The organism is Streptomyces sp. NPDC091377 (assembly GCF_044757045.1).
In the GTDB taxonomy this organism is placed as follows: domain Bacteria; phylum Actinomycetota; class Actinomycetes; order Streptomycetales; family Streptomycetaceae; genus Streptomyces.
Genome location: NZ_JBIVUE010000001.1, coordinates 649,480 through 669,053, shown reverse-complemented (window position 1 = coordinate 669,053; position 19,574 = coordinate 649,480). Strand labels below are relative to the sequence as shown.

20 protein-coding genes are annotated in these 19,574 nt (G+C 71.2%); 2 read left to right on the top strand and 18 right to left on the bottom strand.

What is annotated here, in order from left to right:
- Positions 1-157: 157 nt before the first annotated feature.
- Both ACIQNG_RS02985 and ACIQNG_RS02980 read right to left on the bottom strand, forming a co-directional pair.
- Positions 158-1,483 (bottom strand): PhoH family protein, encoded by a 1,326-nt coding sequence (locus ACIQNG_RS02985; RefSeq protein WP_401429648.1) that lies wholly within the window; start codon positions 1,481-1,483, stop codon positions 158-160.
- 356 nt (positions 1,484-1,839) lie between these two features.
- Entirely contained in the window at positions 1,840-2,613 is a 774-nt protein-coding gene (locus tag ACIQNG_RS02980; RefSeq protein WP_401429646.1) for an isoprenyl transferase, read from the bottom strand.
- Between the two features lie 726 nt (positions 2,614-3,339).
- Here ACIQNG_RS02980 and ACIQNG_RS02975 point away from each other — a divergent pair.
- Positions 3,340-4,482, top strand: a complete 1,143-nt coding sequence (locus tag ACIQNG_RS02975; RefSeq protein ID WP_401482376.1) for a winged helix DNA-binding domain-containing protein — start codon at positions 3,340-3,342, stop codon at positions 4,480-4,482.
- A 92-nt stretch (positions 4,483-4,574) separates the two neighbouring features.
- On the opposite strand, the gene ACIQNG_RS02970 is transcribed toward ACIQNG_RS02975, so the two are convergent.
- Positions 4,575-5,393, bottom strand: a complete 819-nt coding sequence (locus ACIQNG_RS02970; protein WP_401482375.1) for a class I SAM-dependent methyltransferase — start codon at positions 5,391-5,393, stop codon at positions 4,575-4,577.
- A gap of 192 nt (positions 5,394-5,585) precedes the next feature.
- Positions 5,586-6,458 (bottom strand): LLM class flavin-dependent oxidoreductase, encoded by an 873-nt coding sequence (locus tag ACIQNG_RS02965; RefSeq protein ID WP_401482374.1) that lies wholly within the window; start codon positions 6,456-6,458, stop codon positions 5,586-5,588.
- A 175-nt stretch (positions 6,459-6,633) separates the two neighbouring features.
- On the opposite strand from ACIQNG_RS02965, the gene ACIQNG_RS02960 reads away from it, so the two are divergent.
- Entirely contained in the window at positions 6,634-7,041 is a 408-nt protein-coding gene (locus ACIQNG_RS02960) for a DUF192 domain-containing protein (RefSeq protein WP_401482373.1), read from the top strand.
- A 324-nt stretch (positions 7,042-7,365) separates the two neighbouring features.
- Here ACIQNG_RS02960 and ACIQNG_RS02955 read toward each other — a convergent pair whose 3' ends face one another.
- The 14 genes from ACIQNG_RS02955 to ACIQNG_RS02890 form a co-directional block, all read right to left on the bottom strand.
- Positions 7,366-7,980: an OmpA family protein gene (locus ACIQNG_RS02955; RefSeq protein ID WP_401482372.1), complete on the bottom strand. Its 615-nt coding sequence runs from the start codon at positions 7,978-7,980 to the stop codon at positions 7,366-7,368.
- A gap of 11 nt (positions 7,981-7,991) precedes the next feature.
- Complete coding sequence (locus ACIQNG_RS02950) at positions 7,992-8,573, bottom strand: hypothetical protein (RefSeq protein ID WP_401482371.1); 582 nt, start codon at positions 8,571-8,573, stop codon at positions 7,992-7,994.
- A gap of 35 nt (positions 8,574-8,608) precedes the next feature.
- Positions 8,609-9,205 carry a pilus assembly protein TadG-related protein gene (locus ACIQNG_RS02945; protein ID WP_401482518.1) on the bottom strand — a complete coding sequence of 199 codons (597 nt, stop codon included), beginning with the start codon at positions 9,203-9,205 and terminating at the stop codon, positions 8,609-8,611.
- Positions 9,202-9,408 carry a hypothetical protein gene (locus tag ACIQNG_RS02940; protein ID WP_401482517.1) on the bottom strand — a complete coding sequence of 69 codons (207 nt, stop codon included), beginning with the start codon at positions 9,406-9,408 and terminating at the stop codon, positions 9,202-9,204. The genes ACIQNG_RS02945 and ACIQNG_RS02940 overlap by 4 nt, the downstream gene beginning before the upstream one ends.
- Before the next feature lie 120 nt (positions 9,409-9,528).
- A complete protein-coding gene (locus ACIQNG_RS02935; protein WP_401482370.1) occupies positions 9,529-10,365 on the bottom strand; it encodes a response regulator in 837 nt (278 codons plus the stop codon).
- 147 nt (positions 10,366-10,512) lie between these two features.
- On the bottom strand, positions 10,513-11,745 hold the full coding sequence (locus tag ACIQNG_RS02930; protein ID WP_401482369.1) for a sensor histidine kinase: 1,233 nt from the start codon (positions 11,743-11,745) through the stop codon (positions 10,513-10,515).
- Between the two features lie 349 nt (positions 11,746-12,094).
- A complete protein-coding gene (locus ACIQNG_RS02925; RefSeq protein ID WP_401482368.1) occupies positions 12,095-12,997 on the bottom strand; it encodes a DUF5936 domain-containing protein in 903 nt (300 codons plus the stop codon).
- A gap of 59 nt (positions 12,998-13,056) precedes the next feature.
- A complete protein-coding gene (locus ACIQNG_RS02920) occupies positions 13,057-14,001 on the bottom strand; it encodes a type II secretion system F family protein (RefSeq protein WP_401482367.1) in 945 nt (314 codons plus the stop codon).
- Positions 14,002-14,012: 11 nt separating this feature from the next.
- Entirely contained in the window at positions 14,013-15,350 is a 1,338-nt protein-coding gene (locus ACIQNG_RS02915) for a CpaF family protein (RefSeq protein ID WP_401429617.1), read from the bottom strand.
- Positions 15,347-15,685 (bottom strand): TadE/TadG family type IV pilus assembly protein, encoded by a 339-nt coding sequence (locus ACIQNG_RS02910; protein WP_401482516.1) that lies wholly within the window; start codon positions 15,683-15,685, stop codon positions 15,347-15,349. Before ACIQNG_RS02910 ends, ACIQNG_RS02915 begins: the two co-directional genes overlap by 4 nt.
- A gap of 163 nt (positions 15,686-15,848) precedes the next feature.
- A complete protein-coding gene (locus ACIQNG_RS02905) occupies positions 15,849-16,178 on the bottom strand; it encodes a pilus assembly protein (RefSeq protein ID WP_401482366.1) in 330 nt (109 codons plus the stop codon).
- Positions 16,179-16,318: 140 nt separating this feature from the next.
- Positions 16,319-17,605 carry a CpaE family protein gene (locus ACIQNG_RS02900; protein ID WP_401429612.1) on the bottom strand — a complete coding sequence of 429 codons (1,287 nt, stop codon included), beginning with the start codon at positions 17,603-17,605 and terminating at the stop codon, positions 16,319-16,321.
- Between the two features lie 30 nt (positions 17,606-17,635).
- Positions 17,636-18,343 carry a Flp pilus assembly protein CpaB gene (gene cpaB, locus ACIQNG_RS02895; RefSeq protein ID WP_401429610.1) on the bottom strand — a complete coding sequence of 236 codons (708 nt, stop codon included), beginning with the start codon at positions 18,341-18,343 and terminating at the stop codon, positions 17,636-17,638.
- 146 nt (positions 18,344-18,489) lie between these two features.
- A complete protein-coding gene (locus ACIQNG_RS02890) occupies positions 18,490-19,428 on the bottom strand; it encodes a hypothetical protein (protein WP_401482365.1) in 939 nt (312 codons plus the stop codon).
- Positions 19,429-19,574: the final 146 nt, after the last annotated feature.

Below are 19,574 nucleotides of genomic sequence, written 5' to 3'. Positions count from 1 at the left end.
CGTGGCAATTCTGGGTCGCGTGTGAAAGCTCACACCCCGTTCACCCCCGTGGATTTCGGGAAACCATGACGCGCGAAGGCGCCGCCCGACTAGGCTTTCGGCCTTTACGGGCGGCGCCTGGGCGCCGTACAACCACCCCACCGCGGGGTGGTTCGGGTCAGATCTGGCCGTCCTCCAGCATTTCGGTGACAAGCGCGGCGATCTGGGACCTCTCGGACCGGGTGAGGGTGACATGCGCGAAGAGCGGATGCCCCTTCAGTTTCTCCACGACGGCGACGACACCGTCGTAGCGGCCGACCCGGAGGTTGTCCCGCTGGGCGACGTCATGGGTCAGGACGACCCGGGAGTCGGCGCCGATCCGGGACAGCACGGTCAGCAGGACGTTCCGCTCCAGTGACTGGGCCTCGTCCACGATCACGAACGCGTCGTGCAGCGAGCGCCCGCGGATGTGGGTGAGCGGGAGCACCTCCAGCATCCCGCGCGCGGTGACCTCCTCGATGACCTCGCGGCTGGTGACCGCGGACAGCGTGTCGAAGACCGCCTGGGCCCAGGGGCTCATCTTCTCGGCCTCGGTGCCGGGCAGATAGCCCAGCTCCTGACCGCCCACCGCGTACAGCGGACGGAACACCATGATCTTCTGGTGCTGCCGGCGCTCCAGCACCGCCTCCAGGCCCGCGCACAGTGCCAGCGCCGACTTCCCGGTGCCGGCCCGGCCGCCCATCGACACGATCCCGATGTCCGGGTCGAGGAGCAGGTCGAGCGCGATCCGCTGCTCGGCGCTGCGGCCCTTGATGCCGAACGCCTCCCGGTCGCCGCGCACCAGACGGACCTGGCCGTCCGGGGCGATCCGGCCGAGCGCCTTGCCCCGCTCGGACTGGATGGTCAGACCGGTGTGCACGGGCAGGTCGGCCGCCTCGGGCACATACAGTCCGCCCTCCTCGAAGAGGATGTCCACCTGTTCCCCGGGCAGGGCGAGTTCGGACATGCCGGTCCAGCCGGAGGCGTCGGTGATCGCCAGTTCCGCGCGGTACTCCTCGGCGAGCAGTCCGACGGAGGATGCCTTGATCCGCAGCGGGAGGTCCTTGGACACGACGGTGACGTCGAAGCCCTCGGCCTGCAGATTCCGGGCGACCGCGAGGATGCGGGAGTCGTTGTCCCCCAGGCGGTAGCCGGTGGGCAGCACGCTGGGGTCCGAGTGGTTGAGCTCGACACGGATGGTGCCGCCCAGTTCCCCGGTGGGGATCGGGGCGTCGAGACGGCCGAACCGCACCCGGAGGTCGTCCAGCAGCCGCAGGGCCTGCCGGGCGAAGTACCCCAGCTCGGGATGGTGCCTTTTGGCCTCCAGCTCCGTCACCACCACGATCGGGAGCACGACCTCGTGCTCGTCGAAGCGGCTGAGCGCGTTTGGGTCGGCCAGCAGGACGCTGGTGTCGAGAACATAGGTGCGCCGGTCTGGCGTGCGGCGCTTTGTGCTGGTCACCACGGAAGGACCTACCCCCTCGGATGAGGTCGGGGAGCGACGGAGATGTTCTGGACCGGTTCGCGGCCCCGTGGCACCACGGGCCGGAAACCGGCCCTCCGCGGCTTCTCCCGTGCCGGAACCGCACGGTCGGGCTGGTGCAAAGGGCCTCCCGGGCGGGCGGCCCCGTGCCGCCCGCTGAGATCGAGACACCCGTGGTTCGGGTGTCGACCTGATGGATTTATGCCCTCGAACAAGCTCCGCCATGCCGGACCGGCCGACGGCAGTACGGTGAACTCCATGTGACAAGCGCTACGTCCGTCCGGGCGCGGCGACGGTGTGGCGCGGCCCTGACGTGGGAAAGACCTGGTGCGGCGCCCTCAGCCGCCGTACCGGCGACCACGGGCGGCGTAGTCGCGCAGCGCCCGCAGGAAGTCCACCTTGCGGAACGCCGGCCAGAAGACATCGCAGAAGTAGTACTCGGAATGGGCGGTCTGCCACAGCATGAATCCGGACAGCCGCTGCTCGCCGCTGGTGCGGATGACCAGGTCCGGGTCGGGCTGGTCGCCGGTGTAGAGATGACGGCCGATCATCTCGACGTCGACGGCGTCGGCCAGGTCGTCCATCGAGGTGCCCTTCTCATGGGCGTCGAGCAGCATGGAGCGCACGGCGTCGGCGATCTCCTGCCGGCCGCCGTAGCCGATCGCCACGTTGACGACTATCCCGTCGATGTGGGCGGTGGCCTCCTGGGCCTCCTTGAGGGTGCGCTGCATCCCGGCGGGCAGCAGGTCGAGGGTGCCGACGTGGTGCACCCGCCAGCGGCCGTCGGCGGCGAGACCGCGCACCACGTCCTCGATGATGCCGAGCAGCGGGACCAGCTCGTCCTTGGGCCGGTCGAAGTTGTCCGTCGACAGCAGCCAGAGGGTGACCACCTCGACGTCGGTCTCGGAGCACCAGCCGAGGAACTCCCCGATGTTCTCCGCGCCGGCCCGGTGTCCGTGCACCGTGGTGGAGCCGGAGGCTTTCGCCCAGCGACGGTTGCCGTCCATGATGACGCCGATGTGCTTGGGCACCTGAGCGTGGTCCAGGTGTCCTTCCACTCGGTGCGCGTACAGCCTGACGAGCAGACCGCGCAGCGTGTCGCGCAGGTTCACGTGATTGTCAGCCCCTCCGGTACGGATCGGACGGCCCGGCCGAGTGCGGGTCCAGTCCGAGTGGCGGTCCCCCGAGGGGCCAGAGCCTACCCCCGTCGGACGCCGGAACCCTCAACGGGTGCGGGGGCGAGGGCGCGGGGGTGAGAGCGCCGGAGGGCTGGGGCGCGGGGGCGCCGGGGCGCGGCGGCGCGGGATCGGGGGGAAGAAAAAACGGGCCGGTCCGTGGGGGGGGAGACGGACCGGCCCGAGGGGGGGCTTCCACCATAACCCTTTGTAAGTGATGCTGCGTGCATCGGCGTGCCACAACTACTCTCCGAAGTCGCCCGACGACGCCTGGAAGCCCCGGAAACGCCGGGTTCACGGGGGGACGCATGGCCGGTTCTCGGCGCTCCTCGCGCCGGGCGCGTCGCGCCGTCCGACCTTCTCCCGTCGGGCCGCCGCGCGGGGCGAACACGCACTGGAAGCCCGACGGCCCAGGCAGGGCACCGCGCAGTCCCCTCCACCGCGCGGTGCCGCCCGCGCAGCTTTGCTCACGCGAATTACCTTGGTCTGAACTTACGCGACGCCGGGCGGGGATGCGAATCGAATGCGGTAACGATGTGGACAACCGGTGAAGTGACAGAATCCCTGGCGCCCCTTTTATACAGATTGCAACTATTTGCTATAACTAATCACTCCCTCCCATGAGGACAGAAGCTGACCTCATCCCCCTCTACGGTCGTCCCCATGACCTCCGCGATCACTTGGCGTGCAGCCAGCGCGCGACGGCTCGACCGTCAATTCCCGGCCATTCCTTCATCCGAGGGCCGGAACGTGCCCCAGATCGTGTCGGCGATGCTCGGCGCCCACGCCCAGGTGCTGTCCGCGGCCGAGCTGTCGATCGGCGTACGGACCACCGGACTGACCCGCGCCGACGTCCGCGCCGCGCTCTGGACCGAACGCTCCCTGGTCAAGACCTACGGTCCGCGCGGCACCGTGCATCTGCTGCCCACCGCCGAACTGCCGCTCCACTGCGCCGCGCTCACCGCCGTACCGCACGCCGCACCGCCCAGCGCCCCGCTGACCGGCGAACGCGCCGAGCAGGTCGTCGCCGCGATCGGGGAGGCCCTGGACGGCCGCTGTCTGACCGCCGAGGAACTGGGCGCGGAGGTGGTCGCGCGGACCGGGCCCTGGGCCGCGGACCCGGTGATCCCCGCCTTCCAGGGCATGTGGCCACGCTGGCGTGCCGTACTGCACCGGGCCGGTCAGGAGGGCACCCTGTGCTTCGGCCCGAACCGGGGCCGCCGCGTCACCTACACCCGCCCGCCCCGCTTCACCCCGCTCGACCGCGACACCGCCCTCACCGCCCTGGTGACCCGCTACCTCCGTGCCTACGGGCCGGCGACGCCCCAGCACTTCGCGAAGTGGCTGGCGGCACCGGTGGGCTGGGCGAGCGCCCTGTTCGCCACGCTGGCCGCGTCGGGGGTGACGGAGCAGGTCACCTTCGAGGGCCGCCCGGCCTGGCTGGCGGCGGGCGACACCGACTTCCCCGACGAGCCCTCGCGCGGGGTGCGTCTGCTCCCGTACTTCGACGCGTACGGCATCGCCGCCCAGCCCCGTGAGCTGCTGTTCCCCGGCCGCGCCTACCAGCGGGCGCTGGCCGGCGGACAGGCCGGGAACTATCCGCTGCTGCTGGTGGACGGTGTCGTCGCGGGCGTCTGGCACCAGCGGCGCCGGGGCCGCCGGACGACCGTCACGGTCGAGCCCCTGGGCACCCTGACGGCACGCCAGGAGCGGGAGCTGGGGGAACGGGTGGAACGGGTGGGGGAGATCTTGGAGGCGGAGCCGGAGTGGGGGCTGGGGGAGGTGACTGCGGGGGCGCATGCGTGACGGGGGCGGGGAGGGGTTGGGGTGGGGGGTGGGGTTGAGCTTCGGTGGGGGGTGGGGCTTTCGGGTCGGGGGGTGGGGCGGCGGGGTCGGTGTCAGGGGGTGGGCTTGCGGGCGTCGAAGAGGTGGCGGGTGCTGTGGGCGACGAAGGGGCCTTCGGCCCGGATGCGTTCGTGCAGCTCACGCAGGCGGGGCCCGTACGCCTCGACGGTGAAGCCGGGGACCATCCAGACGACCTTGCGCAGGAAATGCACCACGGCGGCGATGTCGTGGAACTCCATCCGCAGGCGCTCGGCCCTCAGCTCCACGATCTCCAGCCCGGCGGCCTCGGCCCCGGCGCGCTCCAGGTCGGGGTGCCGGGCGCGTCGGCCGGCCTCCGGCTGGGGGCCGAGGAAGTACTCGACCAGTTCGAAGACGCTGCTCGGGCCGACGTGCTGGGCGAAGTAGGTGCCGCCGGGGCGCAGGACACGGGCGATCTCCCTCCAGTGCGGGCGGACCGGGTGGCGGCTGGTGACCAGGTCGAAGGCGGCGTCGGCGAAGGGCAGCGGGGCGTCCTCCGGCGAGGCGACGACGGCGACGCCCCGGGGGCCGAGGAGGGCGGTGGCCTTGGCGACGTTGGGCGGCCAGCCTTCGGTGGCGACGGTGAGGGTGGGCCGGGAGGTGGGGGCGGAGGCCGGGAGGTGGGGGGTGGTGCGGCTGAGGGCGAAGTCGAGGACCTCGCCGCCGCCGGTCTGGAGGTCCAGCACGGCCGTGGCGTCGGCCAGCCGCCCGGCCAGGCTGACGGCGTACCCCCAGGAGGGCCGGGCCTCGGTGGCGCGGCCCTCGAACCAGGAGAAGTCCCATCCTTCGGTCGGGACGGACGCGCCTTCGGCCAGGAGGTCCTCGTAGGAACGGGAGGAGTCGTCGGCGTGCATGGTGCGATCGTCGCAGGGGGTGGTGGGGGGCGCCGCTGAATTTCGGGTGCCGCCGTCTTCGCGGGCCGCCGTATTTGGGGGCCGTCGTATTTGGGCGCCGCCGTATTGGGGCGCCGCTGTCCTCGGGTGCCGCTGTTCTTGGGCGCCGCTGTCCTCGGGCTGTCCTCGGGGCGCCGTCTTCGGCGGGGGCGCTCAGTCGATGAGGGGGCGTACGTCCTGTGCGACGAAGCGGATGAACCCCTCCGGGTCGGGTTCGTCGCCGGTCGACTGGAGGATCACGGCGTCGGCTCCGGCGTCGGCGAGGCGGCGTACGGCGTCGGCGACGGTGGCGGCGTCACCGGCGACGGCCTGTTCGGGGCGGTCGGCGCGGCCTTCGGCGGAGAGTTCGGCGTGGATCCGGTCGGCGGCATCGGGGCCGGTGGCGGCGAGGAGGTAGACGACGGTGCGGTGGTCGTCGCCGCGGCCCGCTGCCCGCCGCCCCTCACCGATCAGCGTGCCGGCGCGACGGAGGTCGTCGGCGGTGGTGCCGGAGGTGAGAACGGTGCCGTCGGCGACCTCGCCGGTGAGCCGGAGGGTACGGGGGCCGGTGGCGCCGGCGAGCACCTTCACGGGAGTGGCCGGGGGCCAGTCGAGAGTGACGTCGTCCAGGGTGACGTAGCGCCCCTTGACGGTGAGCGTCTCGCCGGCCAGCAGGGCACGCAGGGCGGTGAGGTGCTCGCGGAGCAGGGTGAGCGGGGATTCGACGCGGGCGCCGACCTGGCCCATCCAGTCCTGGACGCCGTGTCCGACGGCGACGGTGGACCGGCCCGGGAACATCCGCTCCAGCGAGGCGATCTCCATCGCGGTCAGGGCGACGTTGCGCAGCGGCACCGGGAGCAGTCCCACCCCGACCCGGATCCGCTCGGTCCAGGCGAGGGCCGCGGCGGCGGTGGAGATCCCGCCCTCGTAGAAGCAGTCCTCCCAGAGCCACAGCTCGTCCAGCCCGCTGTCGTCGGCGAGCCGGGCGAGGGAGCGGAGGCGTTCGGGGGGCAGTTGGGGACGGAATACCGCGCCGAGAGTGGTCATGGGCCTTTCCTATCGGGCGCGGTGGCCGGGGACAACCAGAGGATTCGGAGCGGGGGTCCGCTGTGGTTGGGTCGGGTCAGGTCGGGTCAGGTCGGTTCAGGAAGGGCGGTGGTCCCGGGTGGGGCGGCGTTGGGGTCGGTTGAGCCGGTGGCGGGACGGGCGGGGTCTGCTGGTCATGGCGAGTGGGGGCGAGGGTGGGGATGGGGATGGGGGTAGCGGTGCCGGAGGGGGCGTCGGAGGGGGTGCGGTGGGGGTTCCGCTGGAGATCGCGAGTTCCTATCGGGCGCGTACCAGGGGGCTGCTCGGGCGGGACGGGATCGACGGGGCGTTGCTGCTGACGCCGGCCGGGAGCGTGCACACCTTCGGGATGCGGTTCGCGATCGACGTGGCGTATCTGGACCGCGGGCTGGGGGTGATCGCCGTACGCACCATGCGACCGGGCCGGCTGGGGCTGCCGCGGCTGCGGTCCCGGCATGTGCTGGAGGCGGAGGCCGGGGCGATGGAGGGGTGGGGGGTCCGGGCGGGGGCGCGGATCGAGATCCGGGGGGACCCGGGCGAGCGGGGCTCGGCTCAGTCGGCGTAGGCCCGGCCTTCCTTGACGAGGTAGTGCGTCGGCTCGGAGCAGCCGATGGAGGGGGTCACCAGGAGGCTGACGGTGAGCGGGTACCAGAACCAGCCCTCGACCTCGCCGACGGTGACCCGGTCGGACTCCTACCAGGTGCCGCCGCCGGTCTGGGTGAAGACCTGGAGCCGTGCGGGTCATGTGGCTCATGTGTTCCCCCGTCGGGACAAGCTGGGCTATTTGGGGGTTGGACCCGACTCGCGACGTAAGGGTTGTATTGGCGTTGGAGGTGGTTCTGGTGTCGTGCTTGTGGGGCGGGGTGGGCTGAAGGGCTGAAGTCCCTCGTCAGTTGTCGGTGCGGGGGAAGGTGACCTCGACTCGGCGGTTCTTCTTGCGGCCGGCCTCGGTGGCGTTGGAGGAGATGGGGTACTGCTCACCGTAGCCGCGGACCTCGAAGGTGACGCTGGGGTCGTTGATCTCCGAGTCGAGGATCTCGTGCACGGCGTTGGCACGGTCCTTGGACAGGATGTCGCCGTGGGCGGAGGAGCCGAGGTTGTCCGTGAAGCCGAAGACACGGATGGTGGAGGCGCCCTGGGTCTTGATCTCCTGGGCGATCGTGGCGATCCGGGACTTGGCCTCGCCGCTCAGCCGGGCGCTGTCCTTGGCGAACAGCACCTCGGCCTGGAGGGCGAAGGTGACGTCGGCGTTGGTGTCCTCGCGGCGTTCGTCACCGCTCTGCTCCTCGACGACCGTCTTGATGTCCAGCACCTTGGCCTGCGCCAGGGTCGCGCCCTCGGGCAGCTTCAGGTCCGGGTCGTTCGGGTCGACGTCCACCGGCGCGGAGGCACTGGCCTCGGTGCCGGGCGGCACGCTGGGATCGTCCTCCGCGTGGGCGACGGTCCCGGTGGTCAACAGCACGGTCGCCACGGCGAGGACGAGGGGGAGCCGGGTGCGGGTCATGGTGGGGGTCCTCATCCGGAGATCTGGATGGGGGCGGCGGCGAAGGTGGGGAGTTGGAAATTGACTTCTGTCGTGCCGGTGGGCGGGGAGGGGAACTGCATGAAGACGGGGACCGACTCACCGGGTTTCATGGCCGCCAGGTCCGTGGTGGTCAGCGGGCGTCCATCCGTGTCCCGCAGCACGTAGTACCGTTTCTTCGACTTGGCATCCACCAGAGTCGCTCCGCCCAAGGACCTACCGTGCCTGATGATCTCCGTCTCATCACCGCGCAAAGCAGACGGAACGTTGACCGTTTCTGATCCGTCATTCTTCAAGTCACCACTGACGGTGAGAAAGCCCCCGCTGTCCCGCTCAGCGGAAGTGATCTGCAGCAGCAGTCCGTCCTGCCCCTTCAATTCGGCCATTGGTGGTTCGTCCTGGCCTTCCTGGGCGTTCGGACCAGGACCACCTTCCTGCGAAGCGGATGCCGATGACTCCGGCTTTTCATCGTCTCCACCACCGACACCGCAGCTCGCCACACCGAGGGCCAGCCAGGCCGCAACAGTCAACGCAGCCATCCCCCTACGAGCCTTCGTTGTGAACCGAATACTCATGACTCCGCTTCCTTCATCAATTCGTCGATCGCTTGTCAGTCGGCCAGATGGACGTCGAAGAGGTCTTCGGGGTCCGGCAGTTCAGTGAGGTCCTCCGGGTCCAGCTCCCAGTTCTCGCCATCGCACGAAAGGCCCGGCAGCACATCGTCACCCGCGTCCTCGCCAGGAAGCTCGAATGTGCAGCGTGGCTCGATCACGGCCCGCGCCCGTTCCTGCGAACGCATGCCCTCCGTGCCGGGCACGATGGAGTCACCCACAGTGTCATTGGTCGTGGCCGTGACCTCATAGGCGAGAAGTCCATCAGGCGCACATTCGGCCTCGGAGTCGTTCATCGCGGCGAGTTCCTGCGCACGCCAGCAGGCCGAACCGATGGCCGGCGCATTGCCGTCGAAGATGTCCTGCCACTTCGTGGGATCTAGTACATCGCCCAGCCAGGCATCGGCCAGGTCGTCCCGTGTCTCCTGCGCCGCCGCCAACGCGGCTGCGTCGGCCGCGGTTTGGGCGTGATTCCGGTTGGCCGCCGCCTGACCGACAGCGAGGTACGCGAACGCAAGAAAGAGCAAGCCCCCCACCACTGTGATGTAGATGGGAAAGGCCTGCCCGGAATCACCGCGCCAACGGCGCCCTTTCAGGCGCCCGTAACCTCGGTGATCTTGTTGCTGATCGCGTCGAAGATCGCCTCGCCGATGTCCGTCCCCGTAATAGCCAACACAATCGCCACCACCACCGCGATGATTCCCAGGTACTCCACCGCGGTCTGCCCCGCGTCCCCCCGTCCCCGTCGGGCCCCCCGGCCGCGCACATAAGACATCGCGCTGTTGATCCAGTTGCCCATGACGTACCCCTCCAGGGTGACCGTGGCCGTTGTCGATCCCGACGTGGGCACCGTAGTGCCGTGTGCCGTGTCTGCCCCAGGGTCCTCGGGCCCAATCCCGGGCCCAAATCCGGCGCGGGTTCATCGGGCACCCCACGGTGTGTCGGGAGCTGTGCCCAGCCACTTCGCGGTCGCCTCGGCGCGGTTGGCGCTGTGGAGCTTGGCGAAGATCCGGTTGATGTGGTTCTTGACCGTCTTCTCGCTGATGAAGCACATGGCGGCGATCTGCTGATTGGTCATCCCGGATGCGATGAGGTCCATGATCTCCGCCTCCCTCACGCTGAGCCGGAACCTCGCCCGTGCCGCGGGGTCCGGCGAGCCCCCCGGAGACACCGGACGCGGCGGCTCCGTCGGCCTCACCGACCCCGCCCACGACTGTGCCACAGCCGATTGCAATTGCGAAAGCTTTTCCCGCGAATTTGACCCACGACTACGGCGATTGATGTCATCGCCGTGTGCACTCGCATCGAGTCCTCCTAGTAACGCCTCCGCCGCCGTCGGCGTCAGATGCGGGCGTCCGGCCGTGATGTCCCGCACCGCCCTCACCAACTGCTCCACCGTGAACTCACCGTGCACCAGATACCCCCGCGCGCCCCGCCGCAGCGCCTCCCGCACGATCTCCGGCTCGCCGCTGTACGTCAGCATCATCACCGGTACGAGCGGCGTCAGGTACGGAAGCGCCGAAATCCCGTCCACGCCCGGCATCCGCACATCCAGCAGCACCACATCCGGCCGCAGCCGCCGCACCGCCTCGCACGCCTCGCTGCCGTTCACCGCCTGCGCGACCACCGTGATGTCCTCGCGGCCCGAGAGCAGCGCGGTGAGGCCCGCGCGGACCACCGGGTTGTCGTCGGCGACCACGACCCGCACCGGGGTCACGGGCGGCACCGACGGCAGCACGCCGGACGGAACCGTCATCGTCGGCACCCCGCCCCTCACCGGACCCACCGCTCCCTCATCCACCTCGTCCCTCCCATCTCTCTCCTTCCTTTCCGCCCTCTCCGCCCTCTGCTTCCTCTCTTCCATCTCGTCCCTCCAGCCCACTCCCTCGTCGGGTGCGCCCCCTCATCGACTGCCCTCTCCTCCACCGGCCCCCGGTAACCCCGTCAGCGGCAGATCCACCCGGACCTCCGTCCCCCGTTCGTGCGCGCCCCTGCCGATCCGGATGCGCGCTCCCACCGACGCCGCCCGTTCCACCATGCCGAGCAGACCGAAGTGGCCGGAGTCGCGAAGGTGGTCGAGGGTAGTGTCCGGCGGGAGGCCGCGGCCGTCGTCGTGCACGGTCATGACCAGGTGGTCGCCCTCCACATCCGCGCCGACCTCCACCCGGGCCGCGCGCGCGTGCCGGGCCGCGTTCTCCAGGGCCTCCGAGGCGATGGAGAGGAGTTGGCGGGCCACCGCCGGAGGGAGCGGCGGTACGGGTACGGCAGCACCGTCGGTGACGCTCACCCCGACCCCCGTACGGGCCGTGAATTCCGCCACCCGGGAACGCAGTTCCCGCCGTACGTCCACCCCCGCGCCCTCCTCCCCCGCCCCGCGTCGCAGATCCGTCATCAGGTCGCGGGACTCCGCCGCCGCCCGGCGTGCGGAACGGGCGACCAGGTCCGCCTGCTGCTTCACCCGCACGGGGTCGGCGCCCGGGCGGCTCGCCGTCGCGGCCAGGCCCTCCGCGGCCAGGGCGACGCCGTGCAGGGTCTTGGCGACCGAGTCGTGGAACTCCCGGGCCAGTCGCGCCCGTTCCGCCGCCACCGCCTCCGTCGCGGCCAGCCGGGCGCGGACCTCCGTCAGTGCCTGGGTCGCGGTCCCGAAGCGGAGCATCAGATGGCGCAGGGTCGACCCCATCGCACCCACGATCACGCACAGACCGGGCAGCAGCAGCGACTCGGCGACCGTCGTCGGGTCGTCGCGGGTCAGCGTCGCCTGGACCACCCACAGGATCAGGCCCTGGAACGACGCGAAGAACGCGGCCCCCCGCCAGCCGTAGACCAGGCCCGCGAGCAGCGGAGTGCAGACGCTGACGTACGCGAGGGTGCTGTCCGGGCCGGCCGAGATCAGCAGCAGGGCGCCGAAGAGGGTGTCCAGGACCAGGAGGGTGGGGTGGCGCAGGAGGAGGGGGCCGAAGCGTTCCCAGTCGCGGAAGAGGACGTACGACACCATGAACGTGACGACCACCGCCGCGCCCACCAGGCGGACCCCCAGGCCGGGGCCCGCGTTCAGCAGGGCCGCCGGGGCGGCCACGGCGATCATCGCCAGCCGGAAGCCGAAGACCTGACGGCAGATCGCCTGGAGCGCGTTCACCTGGAGAGGGATCGCGGGAGGTGGAGCGGGAGCGGCCGGAATCACCGGAGGCACCGGAGTCACCGGGGGCGCAGGGGGTGTCGGAGGCGCAGGGGGTGTCGGAGGCGCGGGGGGTGTCGGGGCCGTCCCCGCCTTCCCGGGGCCGTCCCCGCCTTCCCAGGTCCGACCCCGGCCCTGAACCCGGCCCCCGCCCCCGCCCCCGCCCCCCAGGACGGCACCGTGCTCACCGGACCTCACCCGTCCGCACCACGCGCACCACCCGCGTGACCCGTACCACCCGCGCCACGCGCACCGGCCGCACCACCCACGCCCCGCACGCCATCACCCGTGTCATCGGCCCGCCGCCCGCTCACTCGCCGGTGATCGTGCCGAAGTCGGTGCCTGAGCCCAGCAGGAGGCCCGCGGCGAGGAGCAGCATGGTGGCCGGAACCATGAACGTGGTGATCATCATGGTCGCCTTGGGCACCGCCCTGGCCGCCTTGCGGCGGGCGTTCTGGGCGTCGGTGCGGCGCATGTCCTTGGCCAGGGCGACGAGGGTGTCCACGATGGGCGCGCCGAGTTCCTCGCCCTGCTGGAGGGCGGTGACGAACATGGCGACCTGCTCGGAGTCGTTGCGGCGGCGCAGTTCGGCGAACGCCTGGCGGCGGCTCATGCCGAGGTCCATCTGGCGCAGGGTGATACGGATCTCGTCGGCCCAGGGGCCCTCGTACTTCGCCGCCACCCGGTCGAGGGCCTGCCGGAAGCCCAGGCCGGCACTGACGACCACCGCGAGGACGTCCAGGAAGTCGGGGAGGGTGCGTTCGATGACGTCCTTGCGGACCCGGATCGCCGACCAGATGCCGACCTCGGTCCAGAACGCGCCGAAGGCCAGCAGGAGCAGGGCCGCGAGAAGGTCGCCGCGCAGCAGGAAGACCAGGAAGCCCAGGGCGCCGAGGAAGCCGTAGACGGCTCTGCGGGCGGCGTAGCGGTCGATGGTCAGGCCGCCGGGGTTGCCGGCGAGGTCGATCTTGCGGCGGTATCGGGCGACCTGTTTGGGGCCCATCAGACGCAGGACGGCCGGCGCGTAGCGCATGCCCATCCGGTCCACGAGGGAGTGGGCGGCGCCGGTGCGGGTGGCGCCGATCTCCAGGGCGAGTTGCAGATCGCTCGGGAGCTTGGCGTCGGCCCGGTACATCCGGATCCCGGCGAAGACGCCCCACACGCTCAGGGCCGCCAGCGCCGCCAGCAGGAGTGCTGTCGTCTGCGTTTGCATTCTTCTTCCCCTTCCTGTCCCTGTCCCTCTCCCTGTCCCTCTTCCTGTCCTTCCTGTCCCTAGACGTCGATCCGGGACAGGCGGCGGATGAGGAGGAAGCCGACCGCGTACAGCGCGAAGGCGATGACGACGGCGGCCTGGCCGAACGGGGAGCCGGTCATCCGGTCCAGGGCGCCGTCCTTGACCCCGTTCATCAGGAACAGCGAGCCGACACCCATCACGGGGACGGCGTACGAGGTCATGCTGACCTGCGAGAGCTGGGTGCGGATCTCGCGGCGGGTCTCCTTGCGCTCCTCCAGGGTCTCGGTGAGGTTGCGCAGGGCGCCGACGACCTGGCCGCCCGCCCGGTTGGAGAGCACGAGGGTGGTGACGAGGACGACGAGTTCGCGGGAGGGCAGGCGCCTGGCCATCTCGTCCAGGGCGTCGTCCAGGGCCGCGCCGAGGGCGAGCTGGTCGGCGACCTTGGCGAGTTCCTCGCCCGCCGGCGCCTCCAGTTCCTCCGCAGCCATCCCTATGGCGGTGCGCAGGGCGAGCCCGGCGTTGGTGGCGTTGGCGAGGATCCGGGCGAGTTCGGGGAGCTGGTTGATGAACTTCTCGATGCGTTTCTGCCGTTGCCAGCTGAGGTACTGCATCGCCGCCCAGACGCCGAGCAGGCCCGCGAGGGGGCCGAAGAAGGGCGCGAGGGCGGCCTGGCCGACCAGCCAGAGTCCGGCCACCGCGGTGAGCATGGCGGCGAAGAACTCACCGGGGGTGATGTCCAGGCCGGTCGCGGTGAGCCGTAGTTCGAGGTGGCGGCCGAAGCGGGTGCGGCGCAGCCGGCGGTCCAGGTCCCGGAAGTGGCGGCGGCGGCCGGTGACGGGGGCCTGGCCGGTCGCGGTGAGCCGGTCGACCAGGGCGCGGCGCTGGGCGCGTCCGGCGGCGTAGGCGTGGACGCCGAGGACCGCGAGGAGCAGCGTCAGCAGGGTGGCGCCGATCGTGAGCGTGACGAGGTTCTGAAGGTCCATGGAGGGCGGTCCTACCTGGCTTCTCGGGTGTGGAGCAGTTCCTCGGTGAGGGCGATGCCGAACGCCTGCGGGATGGGCTGGCTCGCCATGTAGAGGCGGTCGGCGGTGCGGCGCGGCAGCGGGAGGTGGCGGAAGACGCCGTGGATCCGGCCGTCGCCCCCCATGGGGCGGGCGTCGAAGCGGGCGACGGTCACCAGCCGGTAGGGCTCGCCGCCGTGGCTGTCGAGCAGGGCGATCTCGGTGATCCGCCGGGTGCCGTCGGCGAACCGGGTGAGCTGCACGATCACATCGACGGCGCTGTTGATCTGGTCGTGCAGGGCGACGAAGGGGATCTCGACGTCCGACATGGAGGCGAGGGTCTGGAGCCGCATCAGCGCGTCCTCGGCGCTGTTGGCGTGCACGGTGGCGAGGGAGCCGTCGTGGCCGGTGGACATCGCCTGGAGCATGTCGAGGGACTCGCCGCCGCGGACCTCGCCGACCACGATCCGGTCGGGCCGCATTCGCAGCGAGTTGCGGACCAGGTCGCGGATGGTGACCCGGCCGTTGCCCTCGACGTTGGGCGGACGGGATTCCAGCCGGATGACATGGGCCTGTTGGAGCTGGAGTTCGGCGGAGTCCTCGATGGTGATGATCCGCTCGCCGTCGGGGATCAGCCCGGACAGGGCGTTGAGGAGGGTGGTCTTCCCGGTGCCGGTGGCGCCGGAGACGATGATGTTGAACTTGGCCTGCACCAGCGCGGCCAGCAGATACAGCATGTGCTCTTCGAGGGAGCCGAAGCCGATCAGCTCCTGGAGGGTGAAGGAGCGCGGGAAGCGGCGGATGGTGAGGGTGGGGCCGGTCAGCGACAGCGGCGGGATGATGACGTTGACGCGCTCGCCGGAGGGCAGCCGGGCGTCCACCATCGGGTTGGACTCGTCGACCCGGCGGTTGACGGTCGACACGATCCGTTCGATGGTCTGCATCAGCTGGTCGGCGGAGGCGAACCGCAGCGGGAGCTGTTCCACCCGGCCGCCGCGCTCCACGAAGACGGCGTCCGGCCCGTTGACCATGATCTCGGTGATCGAGGCGTCTTCGAGGAGCGGTTCGAGGATGCCGAGGCCGAGGGCCTCGTCCACCACCCGCCGGATCAGTTGCGAGCGCTCGACGGTCGAGAGGACCGGTCCCTCGCGGCTGATGATGTGCCCGAGGACCCGCTCCAGCCGGGCGCGGCGCTCGGCGGTCGCGAGCGAACTCATCTCCGCGAGGTCGATCTCCTCCAGCAGCTTGGCCCGGTAGGAGGCGACCAGATGGCCGTCCTCGCCCCGGTTGCCCTGCTCCTCGGGGGAGTTGATACGTGCCCGCAGACTCATGGAGCTCCTAGTTCCGGTGCCGTCGCGTCCAGCGGCATCGTCGCCGTCTTGCGCGCCGGGTCGAAGTCCCAGCCGGGGACGAGGGACGGGATGTCCACGGTCGCGGTGACCTCGACCTCGTCCGCGAACCGGTTCTCCGAGCAGTCGGTGCCGTCGGCCAGCCAGTCGCTGACCGCCGCCGAGCAGCCCGTCTGCGCGCCGAGGTCGAGGGAGGCGCTGCGCGCCCCGGCCCGCGCCGCCGTCCCCGCCTGCTGACCGGCGTACGCGATCAGCCCGAGCTGGACGCCGGCCAGCGCGACGAGGATGAGGATGGGGACGAAGCCGAGGTACTCGATGGCGACCTGCCCGCGATCCCCGCGCCGGGGGTCCCGCCGCGGCGGGACCCGGTGTCCGGCCCGGACGTTCCCTGGCCGCCGCCTCGCCCCGCCGATCGGAGGACGACCCCTCCGCAGGACATGTAGGACATGTGAGCCAGGTAAGACACGGTTGTACGACATCTCAGTCCGTCACCTCCTCCACCGCGCCCGCCTCGCCCCTGACCTCGAAGGGGAAGGCGACCGTGCCCGGGAAGAGGACCGGCACCCGCAGGACCACCCGCGCGGTGACGAACCCGCCGCCCGTCGAGCAGTCCACCTCGGCGCCCCCCTCCCAGGCGCCGGGCAGCTTGTCCCGCCCGGCCTCCTCGCAGGCCCCCTGGCGCGCTCCGGTTGGGGCGGCCGTGCCGGCCCGTACGGCCTCGTCGGCAGCGTTCCCCGCGAGGGTGAAGGTGTATCCCAGGAGGACGAACTGCCACAGCAGCACCAGCGTGATCAGGATCAGCGGGGTCATCCCGAGGAACTCGATGGTGACCTGGCCCCGGTCTCCGCGCGCGCGGGACGGGTGGACCGTGGTTCCGGATGCCCTCCGCGGCGTCCTGGACGGCCGAGGTGTCCCGTACGGCTGCGCCGCCGTCGATGACCCGGCCGCGTTCACCGGCCCAGTTCCTTGCGTCGGCGGAAGGTCAGCGCGGCCCGGTCGCCGCCCCGGGCGCGCTCGGCGCCGCGGGCCCGGCCGCCCTTGCGGTGGGCGCCCTCCGTGCCCTGGACGCCCTGGACCAGGCCGAGTTCACCGGCGAGGGTCCACAGGGCCTGTCTGACCGTGCTCTTGGCCTCCAGTTCGTGCAGCCGCCCGGCGTCCACACTGGGCTGCAGCTCCTTGAAATGGGCCGGTACGACGGTCCGGGCGACGGCGGTGCCGGTGATCCGCTGGACGAGGGCGGGCTGGATCTCCGTACCCTTCGTGTGGCGGTTGACGACGACGGTGGTCTCCTCGGCCTTGCGGGCCTGGAGCCGGTCCCAGAGCCGGACCATGCGTTTGGCGCCGCGTACCGCGACCACGTCCGGGGTGGTGACGAGCAGCGCGAGGTCGGCCATCTCCACCGCCGCCGCGCTGGCGCCGCTCAGCTGGGCGCCGCAGTCGATGACGACGGTCTCGTAGCGGGAGCGCAGCGCGCTGACGATCTGGCGGGCGGCGCGGTCGGTGACCTCCTCGCCGCGTTCGCCCTCGCCGGGGGCGAGGAGCAGGGCGAGGCCGGTGTCGTGGCGGAACACGGCGTCGGCGAGAACCCGGGGCGATATGTCGGTGATGGTGGCGAGGTCGACCACCGAGCGGCGGAACTGGACGTCCAGGTAGGAGGCGATGTCGCCGGTCTGGAGGTCCAGGTCGACCAGGCAGGTGGCGCGGCCGGACGCCTGGGAGGCGAGGGCGAGGTGGACGGCGGTGACGGTGGTGCCGACTCCGCCCTTGGCGCCGCTGACGGTGACGACGCTGCCGCCGGCGCCGGTGAACACCTCGGCGCCGTGACCGAGATGGCGTCGTACGCCCACCGACCACTGGGCGACGGCCTGGACCCGGCTGCCGAGTTCCTCGTAGCTGAGCGGGAGGGCGACCACACCGCGGGCGCCGGAGTCCATGGCGGCGGCGAAGAGGCCGGGGCTGGCGTCGGAGGTGACCAGGATGACGCCGACGGCCGGGAAGCGCAGGGCGACCTCGCGGATCAGTTCCAGCGCCGGTACGGGTCCGATCCGCTCGTGGACGACGACCACCTCGGGCAGTTCGTCGACGGACTCGGCGGCGAGGCGGGCCAGGGTGTCGATCAGCTGGGTGGAGTCGAGGACCGGGTGGACCGGCTCGGCGTCCGGGAGCTGGCTGAGGAGCGTGGTGAGCGACCGGACCGCGTCCGCGTCGGCCACCGCAGGGAGAATCCTCGTGGGCATGCCGGTCTCTCACTCGTCCTAACTGGTCTCTTACTTGTCTTCGGCGAGTTCGTAGGTGCGGTCCTGCTCGGCCACCGCGCCGTCGCCACCGGGCGCGACGAGGGCGAGCCGGACCCGCTCGGCGAACGACTCGGCGTAGGTGATCCGCTGGGCGTCGATCGCGGACAGCGCGAAGGTGATCGGTACGGCCTCGGTCGCCTGCCGGGCGCGTTCGTCGCCGCGGGCGTCGAGGGGGGTCAGCTCGCCGACGTCGAGGACGCGGGCGTTGGCGACGATCACCCGGGACTGGGCGGGGTCGCCCTCGCGTTCACCCTCGAAGGTGGCGTAGACGTTGACGGTGGCGCCCGGGGTGATCTTCCCGGCCACTCCGGTCGCCGCGTCGATCATGATGGCGACCTCCTGCTCACCCGATGTGAGGGCGGGCTGGTCCACGATCATGTCGCTCTGGAGCAGCGAGCCCTTCTTGAGGGTGGTGACGGCGATCTTGCCGCGGATGTCGGAGAGATCGGTGACGGCGTTCTCCGACAGCCAGCGGTCGGGCATCTCGATCTCGGTGAACTGGCGTGCGCTGAGCGGGGTGTAGGGAGCCACGTCGGACTTCAGCTCGTACGCGGCGACCTCGGGCCCGACCTTGGACCGTACGTCGTTGACGACGGAGAGCACACCGGCGAAGGCGCCGAGGGCGCACAGGATGGACAGGAGCAGGAGTATCACGCCGCGGCGCTGACGGGAGTTCATGAACCGTGCGACCTCGTTGGGGGTGGCGGATGACGGGGGGCGGGACGACGGGGTGACGGAGGTGACGACGATCGATGGCTCAGGGACTGCTGAACCGAATGCACTGAAGGAACTTCAGGGACTTCAGGGACTCGGCGGCCCGGGGCTCAGGGGGTGAGAGCCCGGCGTCCGCGGGTGGGTTGTTGTCGCGGCGGCAGCACTCCTCGGCCGCGGTTCTGCCGTACCGGGGTCGGGGCGGGTCGCCCCTCCCCCGCGGTCCCGTCCTGGGTGGTGGGCGGGGTCGCGGAGCAGAACACGCACAGGTCACCGATGACATCGAGGCCGCACCAGTGACAGACGCTCTGGCGTACGGAGGTGACGAGCTGGTAGAGCACCGACAGATCGGCCAGGTACGCGCAGAACTCGACCGTCCGCCCGGTCCCCCACCAGCGGGCGGAGTCGGCGGGCAGGTCGGTCTCGCGCAGCCCCTGCACCCGCCAGGACGGGGCGAGGGTCCCGGTGATCCAGTCGGACTGGAGCTGGCCCTTGGCGACGACCATCCGGGTGGCGAACTCGGGTCCGGTGAGCCGGGCGTCGGGTCCGAGCCGGACGAGCTGGGGCTGCGGATGGGCGAGTACGGCGAACTGGCTGCCCGGCACCCAGGACTTGGCGTGCGCCTTGAGGGTGACGGGCACCCGGTCGAGCTTGGCGACGGAGCCGAGTACGGCGCCGGCGTGGATGTAGTGGGTGAGCAGCCGTCCGGCGGAGGCGAGCACTCCCGGGCTGAGATCGCAGGAGGCGAGCTGTCTCAACTGGCGGGCGAGGACGGCGACTCCGAGCGGCGGGAGGTCGGGTTTGAAGAGCGCGATCCGGTCGCTCTCCAGCAGGGACCGGACGGTGTGCAGCCGCCGCTGCACGGCCGGGGGCGCGGCGGGCGAGGTGACGACGACGACCTGTCCGTGCTGGTCGAGCAGTACCTGCATCTCGGCGAGCGTCCGGTCCAGCGGGCGCCGGTCCAGTTCGGGCAGCACGGCGGCGGGCATGGTCCGTTCGTCCTGCGGCGGCAGCGCGAGGTCCGCGCCGGTCACGGCAATGGCAGTTGGCACGCGCGCTCCCCGATTCCGCCGGCCGGCGCGACGGGGTCACTCCGACGCACCGAGATGACTTCATTGCGTGACTACCCGAGCACTGTATCCGCGCCTCAGTGGCCGGAGAACAGCGATTGGGCGGCTATGTGACAACTGGCGACGAA

What these genes read in the sequence shown, in the direction of transcription:
- ACIQNG_RS02940 (WP_401482517.1), bottom strand. Translation starts at nt 9,408, where the DNA reads ATGGGCAACTGGATCAACAGCGCGATGTCTTATGTGCGCGGCCGGGGG.
- cpaB (WP_401429610.1), bottom strand. Translation starts at nt 18,343, where the DNA reads ATGAACTCCCGTCAGCGCCGCGGCGTGATACTCCTGCTCCTGTCCATC.
- ACIQNG_RS02960 (WP_401482373.1), top strand. Translation starts at nt 6,634, where the DNA reads ATGGCGAGTGGGGGCGAGGGTGGGGATGGGGATGGGGGTAGCGGTGCC.
- ACIQNG_RS02950 (WP_401482371.1), bottom strand. Translation starts at nt 8,573, where the DNA reads ATGAGTATTCGGTTCACAACGAAGGCTCGTAGGGGGATGGCTGCGTTG.
- ACIQNG_RS02920 (WP_401482367.1), bottom strand. Translation starts at nt 14,001, where the DNA reads ATGGACCTTCAGAACCTCGTCACGCTCACGATCGGCGCCACCCTGCTG.
- ACIQNG_RS02900 (WP_401429612.1), bottom strand. Translation starts at nt 17,605, where the DNA reads ATGCCCACGAGGATTCTCCCTGCGGTGGCCGACGCGGACGCGGTCCGG.
- ACIQNG_RS02925 (WP_401482368.1), bottom strand. Translation starts at nt 12,997, where the DNA reads ATGCAAACGCAGACGACAGCACTCCTGCTGGCGGCGCTGGCGGCCCTG.
- ACIQNG_RS02915 (WP_401429617.1), bottom strand. Translation starts at nt 15,350, where the DNA reads ATGAGTCTGCGGGCACGTATCAACTCCCCCGAGGAGCAGGGCAACCGG.
- ACIQNG_RS02970 (WP_401482375.1), bottom strand. Translation starts at nt 5,393, where the DNA reads ATGCACGCCGACGACTCCTCCCGTTCCTACGAGGACCTCCTGGCCGAA.
- ACIQNG_RS02905 (WP_401482366.1), bottom strand. Translation starts at nt 16,178, where the DNA reads ATGACCCCGCTGATCCTGATCACGCTGGTGCTGCTGTGGCAGTTCGTC.
- ACIQNG_RS02955 (WP_401482372.1), bottom strand. Translation starts at nt 7,980, where the DNA reads ATGACCCGCACCCGGCTCCCCCTCGTCCTCGCCGTGGCGACCGTGCTG.
- ACIQNG_RS02975 (WP_401482376.1), top strand. Translation starts at nt 3,340, where the DNA reads ATGACCTCCGCGATCACTTGGCGTGCAGCCAGCGCGCGACGGCTCGAC.
- ACIQNG_RS02965 (WP_401482374.1), bottom strand. Translation starts at nt 6,458, where the DNA reads ATGACCACTCTCGGCGCGGTATTCCGTCCCCAACTGCCCCCCGAACGC.
- ACIQNG_RS02935 (WP_401482370.1), bottom strand. Translation starts at nt 10,365, where the DNA reads ATGACGGTTCCGTCCGGCGTGCTGCCGTCGGTGCCGCCCGTGACCCCG.